Origin of the sequence: Actinoplanes sp. NPDC051633 (genome assembly GCF_040681735.1) — a bacterium.
In the GTDB taxonomy this organism is placed as follows: domain Bacteria; phylum Actinomycetota; class Actinomycetes; order Mycobacteriales; family Micromonosporaceae; genus Actinoplanes.
In genome coordinates, this window is sequence record NZ_JBFAZH010001203.1 from 1 (window position 1) to 2,306 (window position 2,306).

At 68.0% G+C, this 2,306-nt stretch carries 2 protein-coding genes and 1 pseudogene; 2 read left to right on the forward strand and 1 reads right to left on the reverse strand.

The features are described from left to right. Positions 1-505: pseudogene (locus AB0M20_RS39015) on the forward strand (adenylate/guanylate cyclase domain-containing protein); the annotation flags it as partial. A gap of 2 nt (positions 506-507) precedes the next feature. Here the strand turns inward: AB0M20_RS39015 and AB0M20_RS39020 are convergent. Beyond that, positions 508-1,032 (reverse strand): phospholipase, encoded by a 525-nt coding sequence (locus tag AB0M20_RS39020; RefSeq protein WP_364306037.1) that lies wholly within the window; start codon positions 1,030-1,032, stop codon positions 508-510. 209 nt (positions 1,033-1,241) lie between these two features. Between AB0M20_RS39020 and AB0M20_RS39025 the strand changes: the two genes are divergently transcribed. Beyond that, positions 1,242-2,261 (forward strand): potassium channel family protein, encoded by a 1,020-nt coding sequence (locus AB0M20_RS39025; RefSeq protein WP_364306039.1) that lies wholly within the window; start codon positions 1,242-1,244, stop codon positions 2,259-2,261. Positions 2,262-2,306: the final 45 nt, after the last annotated feature.

Sequence of the window (2,306 nt, forward strand, 5' to 3'; positions counted from 1 at the left end):
GTGGCGGCGGGCCGCGCTGGACGAGGCGGCGGAGCTGCTCGGTGGGGCGCGCCAGATCGAGGCCGGGCGGCCCGAGGACCGCGGCACGCGTACCGTCGACTGGCTCCTGGGTCTGGTCGCCCTCCGCCGCGGTGACCTGGTCGCCGCGCATGACCACCTGGTGGTCGCCCTGCGGTCGCGGCTGCGGTACGGCTTCCGGGGCGCTGCCGCCGATGCCGTGGCGGCGCTGGCCGTCCGCTGCGCGATGGGTGGCGATCCGGTGACCGCGGCCGTCCTCTTCGGCGGGTCCGAGGGTGTGCGGGGGGAGCGGCGGACCGCGATGTTCGGCGGTTTCTGGGCCGAGCAGCAGGTGGCGCTGCGGGCTGTGCTCGGCGATGCGGCGTTCGACGCGGCCTACGCGGACGGGGCCGACCAGGGCTTCGACCGGATCGTCGCGACCGCTCTCGCGGTCGAGCACCCCGATCTGGAGCACGGGTCGGCCCGCTTCGCGCAGACCTTGCAGTAGCGCTAACGCCGGTCGCGTTCGCTGGCGGGCAGCAGCCGCCGGGAACGCTCGATGTCCGACTTCTGCACCGCGGCGATCGAACCGAAGATCGCGACGGCCTCGTAGTACACCCACGCCAGCGCGTAGCAGGCCGGCCGCAGGATGACGTTGTAGGTGGCGCACTTGCGCTTCAGGTCCTCGTAGAACATCGAGTCCAGGCGCGGTTTGTTGGCGTCGAAGGCGCCGATGTCCTTGTAGTTGCGGTAGCCGAAGTCGTGATGCCAGCAGGACAGCCTGAAGTCGAAGCCCAGCGGGTTGTCCGGACTGCTCGAGCAGTAGTCGGTGGTCCAGTCGAAGGCGTACTCGCGCCAGGTGCTCTGATGCTGCCGGGCGTAGTTCCAGTTGTTGTAGCCGGCGACCGTGGGCTGGGTCCAGATGCTCAGCAGCTCGGCCTTGGTCGCCGTGGTGGCGCTCGCCGCCGCGGACGGAAGCAGCAGAGCGATGACGGATGCCAGGACCACCAGGGTACGGCGGACGGATCGGGTCATGTGTCGACCTCCAGCGGGACAGCCCTTTGTGAGGGCGCTGGAGGTCAGTTTTCGTTCGGGATCCAACGGAATCCAAGCAAGTCGATGTGATTTTACGTAACTCTGACGTAACTTACCGTTAGGTATTCCTCCATCGGGCTTCTTGTGCTGTCCTGATAAATGGCCTGACCACCCGGCCGCTATCGTGGGCTCGTGCAAGCGGGCTTCCGTTGATCCACTTACCCCTCGTCCGGCAGGGACCGCTCCGAGCGCTGGCCGTCCGGCTGGCGTTCGCGATCACCCTCGTCCTGGTCACGGTCTTCATCATCTATCTCGACCGGGACGGGTACCGGGACGTCAACGAGGACGGCCTCACCCTGCTCGACTGCTTCTACTACGCGGTCGTCTCACTCTCCACGACGGGCTACGGCGACATCACGCCGTCCACGCCCCACGCGCGCCTGGTGAACGTTCTGGTCATCACGCCCGCCCGCGTACTCTTCCTGATCATCCTGGTCGGCACGACCCTCGAGGTGCTGACCGACCAGTACCGCAACAGCCTGCGCGTCACGCGGTGGAGGCGGAAGTTGAAGGATCACATCATCATCTGTGGTTACGGCACCAAGGGTCGCGCCGCGGTCAGTGCGCTGCTTGAGACCGGCTACGACAAGTCCCGGATCGTGCTGGTGGAGAACCAGGACGAGGCGGTACGCCAGGCGATCGCGAACGGCCTGGCGGTGATCGAGGGCAACGCCACCCGGTCGACCGTGCTCAACCAGGCCGACGTGAAGAACTGCAAGTCGGTGATCATCGCGACCGACAGCGACGAGGCGTCGGTGCTGATCACGCTGACGGTGCGCCAGCTGACCGCCGGTCAGGTGCGGATCATCGCCTCGGTCCGCGAGCAGGAGAACGCCGCCCTGCTCAAGCAGAGCGGCGCCCACCACGTCATCGTCAGCTCCGCCACCGCCGGCCTGCTGCTCGGCCTGACCACCACCGCGCCGCCGCTGATCGACGTCGTGGAGGACCTGCTCACGCCCGGGCAGGGCATGGCGCTCGCGATGCGCTCGGCCGAACGGTCCGAGGTGGGTTCCAACCCGCGCGAGCTGGCCACGCTCGTGGTGGCGCTGATCCGCCGCGGCAAGGTGATGCCACTGGGCGGCTCGCAGAAAGCCACGATCGAGACCGGCGACATGCTCGTCTACATCCGCGACGAGGAGAAGACGAGCACCGCCGGCCTGACGATCTAGCCGGGCCGGCGGGGCAGTGCCGGCGAGCTAGAGGATGGTCCAGGT